The 12,252-nt window shown below is 74.2% G+C and carries 11 protein-coding genes; 8 read left to right on the top strand and 3 right to left on the bottom strand.

Going from position 1 to position 12,252, the window contains the following annotated elements; translation table 11 throughout:
* Positions 1–64: 64 nt before the first annotated feature.
* Both IFY26_RS14515 and IFY26_RS14510 read left to right on the top strand, forming a co-directional pair.
* On the top strand, positions 65–1,564 hold the full coding sequence (locus IFY26_RS14515; protein WP_232549717.1) for a peptidoglycan DD-metalloendopeptidase family protein: 1,500 nt from the start codon (positions 65–67) through the stop codon (positions 1,562–1,564).
* An 88-nt stretch (positions 1,565–1,652) separates the two neighbouring features.
* Positions 1,653–3,050 (top strand): glycoside hydrolase family 30 protein, encoded by a 1,398-nt coding sequence (locus IFY26_RS14510; protein ID WP_232549716.1) that lies wholly within the window; start codon positions 1,653–1,655, stop codon positions 3,048–3,050.
* Here IFY26_RS14510 and IFY26_RS14505 read toward each other — a convergent pair.
* Genes IFY26_RS14505 through IFY26_RS14495 form a run of 3 tightly spaced genes read right to left on the bottom strand, consistent with a single transcriptional unit; the run spans position 3,034 to position 6,409 of the window.
* Positions 3,034–4,590 carry an AtzH-like domain-containing protein gene (locus IFY26_RS14505; protein ID WP_232549715.1) on the bottom strand — a complete coding sequence of 519 codons (1,557 nt, stop codon included), beginning with the start codon at positions 4,588–4,590 and terminating at the stop codon, positions 3,034–3,036. The two genes, IFY26_RS14510 and IFY26_RS14505, sit on opposite strands and share 17 nt — an antisense overlap.
* The gene (locus IFY26_RS14500; RefSeq protein ID WP_232549714.1) at positions 4,587–5,663 is read right to left on the bottom strand and encodes an acetamidase/formamidase family protein; all 1,077 of its coding nucleotides are present in this window, start codon (positions 5,661–5,663) and stop codon (positions 4,587–4,589) included. The genes IFY26_RS14505 and IFY26_RS14500 overlap by 4 nt, the downstream gene beginning before the upstream one ends.
* On the bottom strand, positions 5,660–6,409 hold the full coding sequence (locus tag IFY26_RS14495) for a FadR/GntR family transcriptional regulator (protein WP_232549713.1): 750 nt from the start codon (positions 6,407–6,409) through the stop codon (positions 5,660–5,662). Before IFY26_RS14495 ends, IFY26_RS14500 begins: the two co-directional genes overlap by 4 nt.
* A 215-nt stretch (positions 6,410–6,624) precedes the next feature.
* Between IFY26_RS14495 and IFY26_RS14490 the strand changes: the two genes are divergently transcribed.
* The 6 genes from IFY26_RS14490 (at position 6,625) to uraH (ending at position 12,205) form a co-directional block, all read left to right on the top strand.
* Positions 6,625–7,839, top strand: coding sequence for a pyridoxal-phosphate-dependent aminotransferase family protein (locus tag IFY26_RS14490; RefSeq protein WP_232549712.1), 1,215 nt, complete (start codon positions 6,625–6,627; stop codon positions 7,837–7,839).
* Entirely contained in the window at positions 7,836–9,155 is a 1,320-nt protein-coding gene (locus tag IFY26_RS14485) for a Zn-dependent hydrolase (protein WP_232549711.1), read from the top strand. Before IFY26_RS14490 ends, IFY26_RS14485 begins: the two co-directional genes overlap by 4 nt.
* 3 nt (positions 9,156–9,158) lie before the next feature.
* A complete protein-coding gene (allB, locus tag IFY26_RS14480; RefSeq protein WP_232549710.1) occupies positions 9,159–10,547 on the top strand; it encodes an allantoinase AllB in 1,389 nt (462 codons plus the stop codon).
* Positions 10,544–11,245: a GntR family transcriptional regulator gene (locus IFY26_RS14475; RefSeq protein ID WP_232549709.1), complete on the top strand. Its 702-nt coding sequence runs from the start codon at positions 10,544–10,546 to the stop codon at positions 11,243–11,245. Before allB ends, IFY26_RS14475 begins: the two co-directional genes overlap by 4 nt.
* Before the next feature lie 133 nt (positions 11,246–11,378).
* Positions 11,379–11,882, top strand: coding sequence for a 2-oxo-4-hydroxy-4-carboxy-5-ureidoimidazoline decarboxylase (locus tag IFY26_RS14470; protein WP_232549708.1), 504 nt, complete (start codon positions 11,379–11,381; stop codon positions 11,880–11,882).
* Complete coding sequence (gene uraH, locus IFY26_RS14465) at positions 11,879–12,205, top strand: hydroxyisourate hydrolase (RefSeq protein WP_232549707.1); 327 nt, start codon at positions 11,879–11,881, stop codon at positions 12,203–12,205. The genes IFY26_RS14470 and uraH overlap by 4 nt, the downstream gene beginning before the upstream one ends.
* The last annotated feature ends 47 nt before the right edge of the window (positions 12,206–12,252 follow it).

The raw sequence follows: 12,252 nt of genomic DNA, 5'->3' as shown, positions 1-12,252 counted from the left end.
GAGTTCTCAGCGGTCGGGGCGGCAGGGATGCCGGCCGGGGCCGCACCACGAGCGAGGAGGACGGGTGTCCCCGAGAACGATCCACAGGGCCGTGGTGGTGGCCGCGCTGGCGCTGGTGGCGCCCCTGCTGGGCCCGGGCGGGCTCGCCCTGGCCACGACGCCGGTGCCGGCCGGGACGCCGACGGCCACGGCGATCCCCGAGGCAGCGAGCACTCCCACACCGCCGAGCACGCCGACGCAGGAGCCCACGCCGCCGAGCACTCCGACGCCGGAGCCCACGCCGAGCACTCCGACGCCGGAGCCCACGCTGCCTGCCGACGGCCTCACGGCCGCGGCGGACGCCGGGCCCGCCGCCGTGGCCGCCGCGGCGTCGGATCTCGGCGAGGCCCGCACCGGGCCCGCGACGCAGCCGGTGCGGTGTGAGGCAGGTGTGTGCGGCGCCGGGTTCGTCCGCCTGCAGGTCGCGTGGTCGCAGGATGCGGGCGTCGTGCTGCATCGCTCGACGGCACCGGTGAGCACCGCGCGTCCGCTGGCGGACGTGCGTGCCGGTGATGCCTTCCTCACCGAGATCGAGTGGCTGCACGCCGTGGGGGTCGCGAACGGCTGGCCGGACGGCACGTACCGCCCGTTGGAGGAGGTGAGCCGTGGCGCCGTCGCGGCCTTCCTCTACCGCCTCGCCGGGGCGCCGTCGTACACGGCCCCGGGCACGCCCACCTTCGCCGACGTCCCGCGCCACCACCCCTTCTTCCACGAGATCGAGTGGTTGGCCGACCGCCGCATCACGAGCGGCTGGGTGGAGAACCACCAGCGCTGGTTCCGCCCGGACGCGAGCGTGCAGCGCGAGGCGATGGCGGCGTTCCTCCACCGCCTCTCCGGCTCGCCGGGGGGCGGTGCCAGCGAGGCGTTCAGCGACGTCGTGGCGAGCAACCCGTTCCGCGCCGAGATCGCCTGGTTGGCGTCCACCGGGGTGTCGACGGGCCACCCCGACGGCACGTTCCGTCCCTACGACCCGGTGCGTCGCGACGCAATGGCCGCCTTCCTGTTCCGGCTGCAGGGGCTGGCGGGCCTCGGCCTGCCCGCCTCGCAGGGGCAGCTGGCGCCGATCCCGCAACCGCCGCCGCCCCCGCCCCCACCGCCGGCCCCCGCCCACCGGATGCAGCAGCCGGCCGGCACCAACGGCTCCCCGACGAGCCCGTTCGGCATGCGGCTGCACCCCATCACCAAGAAGTGGACTCTCCACAACGGCGTCGACCTCGGCAACACCACCGGCCAGCCCGTGGTGGCCGCCGCCGACGGTCAGGTGTACCTCCGGAGCTGGACGTCCGGGGGCGGGAACTCCCTCTACCTGCGCCACGGCCAGTTCGGTGACGTGACGACGCGCTACCTGCACCTCAACAGCTATGCCGTCGCGAACGGCCAGTGGGTGGCCCGCGGGCAACTGATCGGGTACATGGGTGCCACCGGGTCGGTCACCAAACCCCACCTGCACTTCTGCGTCACGGTCAACGGCGGGTTCGTCAACCCCGAGGACTGGATCGGGCCGATCAGCGGCTACCACCGCTGAGCCCCGTCCTGGCTTCGGGGGCACGCGGCCCGGCCCCGGGTCCTAGGCTGGGGACGCGGGGCCCGCAGCCCGCAAGGAGGGTGCGACGATGGGTGAGACAGCAGCGACCGGGGGTGGCCGCGCCATCCGGTGGGTGACCACCACGCAGGACGACGCGTGGGTGGAGCAGGATCCGGTGGGCTTCGGCCCGGTGACGGGAATGCCGAACGTGTTCCTCGACCCGGAGCACCCCCAGCAGCGGATCGACGGCATCGGCGGGTGCTTCAACGAGCTCGGGTGGGACGCCTTGGCGCTGCTGCCCGATGACGACCGGGAGGCCATCCTCGCGGACTTCTTCGCCCCCGGTGCCGGGCTCAATCTGAGCCTGTGCCGCATGCCGGTCGGCGCCAACGACTTCTCCCGCGACTGGTACTCCTACGACGAGGTGGACGGCGACTTCGCCCTGGAGCACTTCAGCATCGACCACGACCGGGAGACCCTGGTGCCGTTCATCCGGGCGGCCCAGCGGCACCAGCCCGAGCTGCGGTTGTGGGCGTCGCCCTGGAGCCCGCCGGTGTGGATGAAGCGCAACGGCCACTACGCGTGCGCCCAGCCCAGCCCGTTCCAGAACGCCGAGAACGGCCTGCGGCCCGAGCAGGTGGCCCTCGAGGGCACCGACACCTTCCGGCTCGAGCCCCCCTACCTGGACGCCTACGCCCGCTACTTCGGCGCCTTCATCGACGCCTACGCCGCCGAGGGCATCGCGATCGAGATGGTGATGCCGCAGAACGAGTTCAACTCCCCGCAGGTGTTCCCCAGCTGCACGTGGACGCCGCCGGGGCTGGCCGCGTTCGTGGCCGAGCTGGGCCCGCAGATGGCGCGCCGCGGCGTCCGCGTGTTTCTCGGCACCCAGGAGCGGCCTCACGACGAGCAGGTCGAGCAGGTGCTGGCCGATCCGGACGCCGGGGCCCACATCGCCGGGGTCGGGTTCCAGTGGGCGGGCAAGGGGTCGATCGGCCCCGTCCACCACGCCCACCCCGAGCTGGAGCTCTACCAGACCGAGCAGGAGTGCGGGGACGGGCGCAACGACTGGCGCTTCTGCCGCCACGCCTGGTCGTTGATGAAGCACTTCTTCGGCCACGGCGTCACGTCGTACGCCTATTGGAACCTGGCGCTCCTCGAGGGTGGTGTCAGCCGGTGGGGCTGGGCGCAGAACTCGCTCGTGGTCGTTGATCCGGACGCGCGGACGGCGCGCTTCACCCACGAGTACCACCTGCTCAAGCACGTGGCGCACTTCCTGCAGCCCGATGCCGTGCGCATCCCGACGTTCAGCTGGACCGGGCACGAGAACCAGCTCGCCTTCCAGAACCCGGACGGCTCGATCGTCGTGGTGGTGGCCAACGAGATGGCCGAGCCGATGACGATGTCGTTCCTCCTGGCCGGGGAACTCTTCACCCCGACGCTGCCGGCGGACTCGTTCTCGACCTTCGTCATCCCGGCGGGCTGACCCCCACCGGCAGCGTGGCGGCCTCCGCGAGGAGTGCCAGGTCGCTCGCCCGTGGGCCGATGAACGACACTCCGACCGGCCCGGTGGGGGTGGTCAGCAGGGGAGCGGAGATGGCGGGCCGCCCCGTGATGCCCGCGATGCACGTGAGGCCGAAGGTCGCGGCACGGTGCGCGTCCACCTGCTCCGGGGTGGCCCAGCGTCGCGGCGCGGCGGACGCCGCCGAGGGCACCACCAGCGTCGCGTCGCCGAGCGTCGCGTCCAGGGTGGTGCGCCAACGGGCCAGCGTGGCGCGCGCCGCCCGGTCCTCGGCCACGGTGACGGACGCCGCCGCCGCGAACCGCTGGCCGGCCGCTCCGAGCACCGCCCCGGGGTGGGAGGTGAGCCAGCGGCCGTGCGCCTGCCACGCCTGCCATGCCTGGTGGACGCGGAACGCCTCGGCGGCCTCGGCGAGGTCGGGCAGCTCGATGATGCCGAGGCCCGCGGCGTCCGCCCAGGCCTCGAAGGCGGCCCGGGCCGATGCAGCCACCCCGGGCAGCGTGGCGGGGCGGACACGCTCCCCGCACGTCTGCGTGCCGGCCGAATCACCGAGCAGCACGGCTGCGGCGCGGCGCAGCAGGTCCGGCTCTCGGGTGAGAAGCCCGACGGTGTCGAAATCGGGGGCCAGCGGCAGCAGGCCGCCGGTGGGCACCCCACCGTGGGTGGGCCGCCACCCCCACAGGCCCTGGTAGGACGCCGGCACCCGCACCGAGCCGGCCGTGTCGGTGGCCAGGCCGATCGTCGCGGCCCCGAGGCTCACCGCCACCGCGCTGCCGCTCGACGAACCGCCCGGCAGGGCCCCGGGGACGGCCGGGTTGACCGGCGTGCCGTGGTGGGGGTTGTCGCCGGCGAGGCTGTAGGCGAACTGGTCGGTGCGCGCGATGCCCCGGATCAATGCCCCGGCCTGGCGCAGCAGCGCCACCGCCACGCTGTCGGACGCCGCCGGCTCCTGCTCGGCGAGCCAGGCCGGGACGCCCGCCCCGACCCGGTGGCCGGCCACGGCGAACAGGTCCTTCACCGCGACGCTCTCACCGGTGAGCGGGCCCGCCCCGGTCGGGAACGCCAGCGGATCGCCCACCACGCGCCACACCGAGGCGTCGAAGGTGACCGGCGGCGGAGCCACGTGGGCGACGTCGATGCGCCAGGCCCCGTCCGCCCCACGCCGCCAGGCCTGGGTCTGCAGCCCGTGGCCGCCGCGCGTGGGCTCGGTCACGGCCACGACGACCGCCGTCTCGCCGGTGCCCACCACACGCACCGCAGCCAGGGTGCGGGCCGGCGCGCCGCCGCGCACCGCACGGAACGCCCCGATCGCGGCATGGCCCACCAGCAGCCCCTCGGGGTCGCCGCGCAGCGTGCCGGGGGCGTCGGCGAACAGGTCGTCCAGAACGGCCAGGTCGTCGGCCATCAGCGCGTCCTCGTAGGCGCAGAATGCCTCGAGCAGCCCGGCCGGGGCGTCGGGGTTGTCGGCCCGCCAGCGGGCGGCTTCCACGCGGGCGGGGTTCATGCGAAGTCGGCCTTCCGGATGCGAGCGTGGACGCCCTTCACCAGGTCCACGACCTGCGAGATGTTGAAATCGGTGGCGGCCGAGAGGTAGGCGTAGGCGAGGTGACGGTCCATGCCGTGGCGGGCCTGCAGCAACCCCAACGCGGCGCGCACGCAGTTCTGCGTCGCGACGTCCAGGTCGGGGTCCAGCCCGGTCGGCACCAGATACTCCGCGGTCTCCGCCAGCGGCCCGAGCAGCTCGCCGAAGCGGGCCGCGGCGTCCCCGGCCGGCACCACGTCGAACCGCAGGGTGGCCCGCAGGGAGGCCTCCAACGCGGTGAGGCACACCTCGCCGTCCCCCTGGGCGAAGTGGGGGTCGCCGACGTGGGCGAGCCCTCCCGGCACCTGGACCGGCAGGTACAGCGTCGCGCCCTCCACCAGCAGGGCGATGTCGAGGTTGCCGCCGTGGGGACCGGGCGGCACCGAGTGCAGGCGCTCCCCGGGGGTCGCCACGCCCATGATCCCGAGGAACGGCGCGAGCGGGAACCGGACGCGGCCCGCGTCCGCTGCGCCGGACAGCGGCAGCTCGCCGTGCGCCCCGGAGGCGTCCTCGACCACGGGGGTGAACACGCTCACCGTGCCCGGTTGCTCGGGCAGTTCCCCCGCCAGGGAACCGCGGCCGTGCCGGTTGCTGATCACGCCGTAGTCGACGCGGCGGTCGAGCCGTTCCACGGTCAGGGCCAGCAGGTCGCCCGGACGGGCCCCCGTCACGGCGATCGGCCCCGTGACGACGTGCGGGCCGTCCACACCCGGGTCGTGGGGATGGGTGGAGGCCGCCAGCTCGGACGCCTCGGGCAGCACCAGTTCGGCCGGCACGCCGTGGCGCCCGAAGAAGGCGCGGGGGTCGCGGCCCTGGTCCTCCAACAGCCCCTCGTGGCTCACCGTGTCGATGGTCACCGACTCCCCGGGGCGCACCGTCAGCAGCGGGGCGTCCGCATCGGAGGGCAGGCGTCCCCAGAACAGCTCCTCGGCGCGGGCGGGCAGGTAGTGGTCGCCGGGGATGTCCCCGGCGTCGCGCAGCAGGATCCGGCTCACGCGGCACCCCCGCCCGCACCGGCGGACGCCTCGGCCGCCAGGAGCGCGTCCAACCCCGCCAGCACGTCCGCCACCTCGCCGAGGTGGGTGAGCATCGCCTGCTTCGCGCCGGCGGCGTCATGGGCGGCGACGCACGCGTAGAGCCGGTGGTGGCCCTCGATCGAGTTGCGCCGCCCGCTGCGCGACACGTGGGACCGCAGGCGCACGTCGTGCACCAGGTGGTTCATGGCCTCGCACACGCTCGCGAGCAGGGGGTTGCCGGTCGCGGCGGCGAGCTGCTCGTGGAAGCGGATGTCGAGTTCCAGCGCCTCGGACGCCGTCAGGCCGGCGTGGCTCTCGAGCAGGGTCTGCTCCAGCAGTGCCAGGTCGAGGTCGGTCGCGCGGCGGGCAGCGAGCTCGGCCACGGCGGGCTCGACGGTGCGGCGCAGCTCCACCACGTGGGCGATCTCGGCCGCGCTCGCCCCCTGCGTGGCGACGAACTGGACGCCGAGCGCGTCGGGCGGCGGCGCGAGCACGGTCGTGCCCCGGCCCGGACGCCGCTCGACCAGTCCGCGCCCCTCGAGCGCGTGCATCGCCTCGCGCAGCGTGGCGCGCGAGATGCCGAACGTGGTGCAGAGCTCCCGTTCGGGCGGCAGGCGGTCGCCGGGGGACAGATCGGTGGCGATGTGGCGCTCGAGCCGCGCGGCGACGTCACCGCTGATCGAGCGTGGCCGGGGGAGCACGGCCGTGGCGTCCGGTGCCTGCATGGGGGTGTCCTCCCGAGGTGTGTTCCGACTGGTGGGCGGCGGGACCGCCGACACGGGTCATTGGTATGTTGGTCAGACCAATGGTGTCACCCTAACCCACCCGGACCCCCGGGCGGTGCCGGTGTCCACCGTCGTCCCGAACGCCACCCCCCACGCTGGCACGAAGACCCAGCCGGCCGTCCCCCCGCCCGCACGCCGACCCGAAGGACCTCCCGGTGACCGCAGAACCCATCCATCCCCCGCACCGCCTCCTCATGGGTCCGGGCCCGATCACCGCGGATCCGCGGGTGCTGCGCGCGATGTCGGCGGCGTTGGTGGGCCAGTTCGACCCGTGGATGACCGACACGATGAACGAGACCCAGGAGCTGTACCGGCAGGTGTTCCGGACGCGGAACGACGCGACGGTGCTCGTGGACGGCACGTCGCGGGCGGGCATCGAGGCGGTGCTGGTCTCGCTGCTCTCCCCGGGCGACCGCGTCCTCGTGCCCGTGTTCGGACGCTTCGGCCACCTGCTCGCCGAGATCGCCCAGCGATGTGGCGCGGAGGTCCACACCATCGAGACGCCGTGGGGAACCGTCTTCACCCCCGAGCAGATCGAACAGGCGATCGTGGCGGTGCGGCCCACGTTGCTGGCGCTCGTGCAGGGCGACACCTCGACCACGATGAACCAACCTCTTGCCGATCTCGGCGGGATCTGCGCCGAACACGGCGTCCTGTTCTATGCCGACCTCACGGCCTCGGTGGGCGGCAACCCGTTCGCGATGGACGACTGGCGGCTCGATGCGGTCTCGGCGGGGTTGCAGAAGTGTCTCGGCGGCCCGTCGGGCAGCGCGCCGGTCAGCCTCTCGCCGGCGGCGCTCGCGGTGATCGACGGTCGGCGTCACGTCGAGGCCGGCATCCGCGAGGCCGGGGACGTGGCCACCGGTGAGCGCATCCGCTCCAACTACTTCGACCTCGGGATGATCCTCGACTACTGGGGGCCGCGCCGCCTCAACCACCACACCGAGGCCACGACGATGCTGTACGGCGCCCGCGAGTGCGCCCGGCTGCTGCTGCAGGAGGGGCTCGATGCCGCCGTCGATCGCCACGCGCTGCACGGTGCGGCGATGCTCGCCGGCGTGCGGGGCCTCGGCCTGACTCCGTTCGGCGACCTGGCGCACAAGATGCACAACGTCGTCGCCGTCGAGATCCCCGAGGGGGTGAACGGCGACGCCGTGCGCGCGGGCCTGCTGACCGACTACGGCATCGAGATCGGCACCTCGTTCGGGCCGCTGCACGGCCGGGTCTGGCGCATCGGCACCATGGGGTACAACGCCCGCCACGATGCGGTGCTCCTCACCCTCGCGGCCCTCGAACAGGCGCTCCGCGAGGCCGGTGCCTCGCCCACACCGGGCGCCGGCGTCGCGGCGGCCAAGGAGGTCTACGCGTGAGCCCCGTGCCCGCCGACGCCCGCCTGGCCTTCGATCGCTGTGAGGAACTCGGTGGCATCACGAGCGTGCCCGGCACGATCACCCGGTTGCACCTCAGCGCCGAGCACGCGTGGGCCAACGCGCTGGTCGCCCGATGGATGCGCTCGGCCGGCCTGCGCACCTGGGTGGACGCCGCCGGCAACCTCTGCGGCCGTCTGGAAGGACGCGAACCGGGGCTTCCGGCGGTCGTCCTCGGCTCCCACATCGACACGGTGCCGGACGCCGGCCGCTACGACGGCCCCCTCGGTGTGATGCTCGCCCTCGGCGTAGCCCGCCGCCTCCGCAACCGCATGGAGACCAGCCCCCACGCGCTTGAGGTGGTGGCCTTCAGCGACGAGGAGGGTGCGCGCTTCGGCTCGGCGCTCATGGGGAGCCGGGCCTTCGCGGGCACGTGGGACGACGCCTGGTTCGACCAGACCGACGAGGCGGGCATGACCCTGCGCCGCGCCTTCGCCGACTTCGGCCTCGACCCCCACCAGGTGGGCGCCGCCGCGCGCGAACCGAGCGACGTGGTGGCCTACCTCGAGGCCCACATCGAGCAGGGGCCGCTGCTGCAGGACGCCGGCCGCTCGCTCGGCGTCGTCACCTCCATCGCTGGCGCGCGCCGGTTCGCGCTGACCGTCACCGGCGAAGCCCGCCACGCCGGCGGGACGCCCTACGACCGGCGCCGCGACGCACTGGTGGGCGCCAGCTTCGCCGTGATCGCGGTGGAGGACATCGCGAAGCGGCGCGACGTGATCGCCACCGTCGGCCAGCTCCAGGCCCACCCCGGCGCAGTGAACGTGGTGCCGGGACGCGTCGAGTTCAGCCTCGACCTGCGGGCGGCGGACGACCCGGCCCGCGACGCCGCCTGGGAGGAGATGCTGGCCACCATCACGAGCGTGTGCGACGAGCGGGGCCTGCAGTTCCACTGGGTCGAGGAGCACCGGGCCCCGGCGGTGGTCTGCGCCCCGTGGCTGCAGGACGTGATCCGTGACGCGGTCGCCGGCGTCGAGCTGGCCGCCGGGGCCGAGGATCCGGCCCCCGCACCCGGCGCGGGAACCGCGGCGCGGGCGTCCGGGCCGGTACCGCCGGTCGAGGTGCCCGAGCTGTACAGCCGGGCGGGGCACGACGCGATGGCGGTCGCCCACCTCACCGAGGTGGGCATGCTGTTCATCCGCTGCCTCGACGGCATCTCCCACACTCCTTTCGAGTCGGTCACCGTGGACGACGTCGCCGACGCCCTGGACGCCTTCACCTCGGCCACCGCGGCCGTCCTCGCCACCGAACGGAGCTGAGCCGTGCGCAAGATCTTCCGTGCCGAGCAGACCCTCGTGGGGGGCCGGCTCGTGCCGGCCGATGTGGAGGTCGACACCGCGTCCGGTTCGATCACGGCGGTGCGCACCGGGGACGAGCGCGACGCCGCCCTGGCCCGCGACGCGCGGATGGACGCGGGCCACGACGCCTCGGGCGCGCTGGTCGTCAACGCACCGGACGGCACGCTGCTGTTGCCGGCCTGCGTCGACACCCACGTGCACGTCAACGAACCCGGCCGGACGTCGTGGGAGGGGTTCGCGTCCGCCACCGAGGCCGCCGCGTACGGGGGCATCGCGACCCTGGTCGACATGCCGCTCAACTCGATCCCGCCCACCGTCGACACCGATGCGCTGGCGGTCAAGCGCGCCGTGGCGGCCGGGCAGATCTTCACCGATGTCGGCATGTGGGGCGGTGCGGTGCCCGGCAACCTCGGCCGGCTGGAGGCGCTGTGGGACGACGGCGTCTACGGGTTCAAGTGCTTCCTGGTCGACTCCGGGGTGCCCGAGTTCGCCCCCCTGGCCCCGGACGCGTTCGACGCCGCGATGGCGGAGATCGCGGGCTTCGACGGGCTGATGATCGTGCACGCCGAAGATCCGGACGTGCTGGGCGCGGTGCCCCCGTGGTCGAGCCGCCACTACGCCGACTTTGTCGACAGCCGGCCCGACGAGGCCGAGGTGCGGGCCGTCCGCACCGTGATCGAGGCGGTGCGGCGCCACGGCACCCGCGCCCACATCCTGCACGTCAGCAGCGCCCGCGCGCTGGAGCCCATCGCGACCGCCAAGGCCGAAGGGCTGCCGCTCACGGCCGAGACGTGCCCGCACTACCTCGTGTTCGACGCGCAGGCGGTGCCGGACGGGGCGGCGGAGTTCAAGTGCTGCCCCCCGATCCGCGACCCCGGGAACCGCGAGGAACTGTGGGCGGGGCTCGTCGACGGGGTGCTTGACTGCGTGGTGTCCGATCACTCGCCCTCGACCCTGGAGGAGAAGACCCGCGGCGGGGGAGACCTGGCGCAGGCCTGGGGTGGGGTGTCGAGCGTGCAGGTGACGTTCCCCACCATGGTGGACGCCGCCGCGCAGCGTGGCCTCGGCATCGAGACGGTGAGCCGCTGGATGTCGGCCGGCCCGGCCCGGGTGGCCGGGTTGACGGGCAAGGGCGACCTCGCCGCCGGGATGGACGCCGACCTGATCTGGTACAGCCCGGGCCGCTCCATCGCCATCGACGGGAGCCGGCTCGCGCACCGCAACAAGCTCTCCGCGTACAGCGGCCGCGTGCTCTCGGGCAGCGTGTCGCGCACCGTGCGCGCCGGGCGGACGGTGTTCGACGGTCACGATCTCGCCGAGCCGGACGGCCGCATCCTGCGGCGGGGCCGGTGAGGGCACCCGGCCGGGCCTCCGCGCTGGTCGCGGCGCTCGAACCGCGGGGACGCAGGCAGGCCGACATCGTGGCGGAGCTGCGCCGCGTCCTCGTGGCCGGCCGCGCGGGCCCCGGGGCCCTGGTGCCCCTGGACCAGATCGCGCAGCGCTTCGAGGTGAGCCACATCCCCGTCCGCGAGGCCCTCAAGACGCTCCAGGCCGAGGGTCTGGTGGAACACACCCCGGGCAGCGGGTTCCGGGTGGCCCGGCTGGGGCTGCCCGACCTGCTCGAGCTCTACACCGTGCGGCGCGCGTTGGAGGCCGCGGCGCTCGGCCCGGCGTTGGAGCGGGCGGGGGAGGACGACAGGGCGACGGCCCGAGTCAGCCTCGCGCGGCAGTCCGCGGCGCTCGCGAGTGGTGACGTCGCGGCCTGGGACGCCGAGAGCCGGCAGTTCCACACGTTGCTCGTGGCGCCGTCGGGGATGCCGCGGTTGTGCCACATGATCGCGGTGGCCAGCAACGCGATCGGGCCCGCGCTGCCCATGGTGCGGCTGCCGGCCGACCGGGTCCGTGCGCTGCACGCCGACCATGCCGAGCTCACGGCCCTGTTCGTCGCCGGAGGGGATCCGGAGCCGATCCAGGCACTGGCCGCCGCGCACGTCGAGCGCATGGCCGCCTGGCTGACCGAGGCATGGCCCTCGGCCGGCGGCACGCGCTGATCTGCGCACCCCGGTGTTCGGGCCGCATCATATATTTGGCTGAAACCGCCGCGTAATGGGCATCGCCGTTTGCTGAAACACGCATTTCCTACCGTTTCGAGTGTCGTTCTTCGTCACGGTCAGGAGCTCACCGATGCCCCGTCAGGATTCGCTCGCGGCGCCCAGGGCGCTCCCGCAGGCGAACGCGCTGCGCTCGCTGCTGCTCACCTGCGCCCGCATTCCCCGGTGGGCCGACGCGGTGCTCGCCGAGGCGCCGGCGTCGGCCTCCGAGGCGCGGGCCGTGGCCGAGCGGTTGTCGTGGGGCTGGACGTGGGCGGAGGTGGAGGCCGCCCTGGCCACCCACCCCCGGATCGGGGAGCGACCCCCCGTGACGGACGCCGACGCCGATTCGGCGCTGGCGCGCCGCGAGCAGGCGGGCGTGGGCGACACGCTCGCCGCCGACCTGCACGCCGCGAACGTCGCCCACGAGCAGCGGTTCGGTCACGTCTTTCTCATCCGTGCCGCCGGTCGCTCGGGGGCGGAGATCCTCGCCGAGGCGCGCCGACGCCTGGCGCTCGACGCGGCGTCCGAGCGTCGGGAGACGACCGACCAGTTGCGCGAGATCGCGCTGCTCCGGCTGGAGGGGATGCTCCCATGAGTCTCGTCACGACCCACGTGCTCGACGCCGCGACCGGTCTGCCGGCCGAGGGCGTGGGCGTCCGCCTGCTCACCGGAGACGGCGCGGAGGTCGCCACCGGCGTGACCGACGGTGACGGCCGCATCGCCGCACTGGGTCCCGAACGTCTGGCACCGGGGCACCACCGGCTCGAGTTCGCGGTGGGGCCGTATTTCGCCGCCCGCGCGACGCCCACCTTCTTCCCCGTCGTCACCCTCGACTTCCTCGTGGGCGCGCTGGACGACCACCTCCACGTGCCGCTCCTGCTCAGCCCGTTCGCCTACTCCACCTATCGCGGCAGCTGACCACGCCGCCCCCCCATCCCCCCGCCCACATCCCGTCCGAGGAGACC

The organism is Propioniciclava soli (assembly GCF_014858005.1).
Taxonomy (GTDB): Bacteria; Actinomycetota; Actinomycetes; order Propionibacteriales; family Propionibacteriaceae; genus Propioniciclava; species Propioniciclava soli.
Note: the sequence above shows the minus strand (reverse complement) of the source record. Positions and strands in the feature narration are given on the sequence as shown.

Excerpts from the sequence above, each read along its gene's own strand:
- IFY26_RS14510 (WP_232549716.1), top strand. The coding sequence starts at position 1,653 with ATGGGTGAGACAGCAGCGACCGGGGGTGGCCGCGCCATCCGGTGGGTG.
- IFY26_RS14505 (WP_232549715.1), bottom strand. The coding sequence starts at position 4,590 with ATGAACCCCGCCCGCGTGGAAGCCGCCCGCTGGCGGGCCGACAACCCC.
- IFY26_RS14495 (WP_232549713.1), bottom strand. The coding sequence starts at position 6,409 with ATGCAGGCACCGGACGCCACGGCCGTGCTCCCCCGGCCACGCTCGATC.
- IFY26_RS14470 (WP_232549708.1), top strand. The coding sequence starts at position 11,379 with ATGCCCCGTCAGGATTCGCTCGCGGCGCCCAGGGCGCTCCCGCAGGCG.
- uraH (WP_232549707.1), top strand. The coding sequence starts at position 11,879 with ATGAGTCTCGTCACGACCCACGTGCTCGACGCCGCGACCGGTCTGCCG.